Origin of the sequence: Massilia frigida, assembly GCF_011682175.1 — a bacterium.
In the GTDB taxonomy this organism is placed as follows: Bacteria; Pseudomonadota; Gammaproteobacteria; order Burkholderiales; family Burkholderiaceae_D; genus Telluria_A; species Telluria_A frigida.
Map to the genome: position 1 here is coordinate 1 of NZ_WHJG01000163.1, position 645 is coordinate 645.

1 protein-coding gene is annotated in these 645 nt (G+C 61.2%); it reads left to right on the forward strand.

Going from position 1 to position 645, the window contains the following annotated elements; all coding sequences use genetic code 11:
* The coding region (locus tag F2P44_RS34500) for a primase/helicase family protein (RefSeq protein ID WP_502572639.1) at positions 1-645 on the forward strand (645 nt) is incomplete at both ends.

Consider the following 645-nt stretch of genomic DNA (forward strand, 5'->3'; position numbering starts at 1 on the left):
CATTCGGTTTTTTCGTTGGTGAGAACCGCAATACCGTGCCAGTCAAGGTCGATACCGAGGTTATGACCGACGAAGAGCGCGCCGATTATTCGCGGCGGCAGCGCGCGGCAGAGAAGGCCGAGCAAGAGAAGCGCGACCAGGCGGCGCGGCTCGCGGCAAACCGCGCGCGGGACGCTTGGAGCAAAGCGGCCCATGTGCCGCTTGAGCATCCCTACCTTGCGCGCAAACAGATCGTAGCCGATGGCGTACGCGTCAGTTCGGACGGACTGCTGCTGATTCCGATGGTGCGCGCTGGCCAGTTGGTCGGCATGCAGAAAATTGACCAAGAGGGCGAGAAACGCTACAGCAAAGGCATGGACAAGCTAGGTGCCTTCCATTGGCTTGGCCAGCGCCCTGGTGCGGACATCATCGCGTGCGGCGAGGGATACGCGACGTGCAGCAGCGTGCGCATGAGCGTGAGCGCTATCGTCGACCTGCCCGTTGCCGTCGCATTCGATGCCGGCGGGATCATGGCAGTCGCGTTGAGCTTGCGACAAGAGCATCCGCGGTCGCATCTGCTTTTCCTCGCTGACGACGATTACCAGTTGACCGAGCGATTCAGCGAGCGCTTGCGCGAGGAATTCAATGTCTCCGTACCAATCGAAA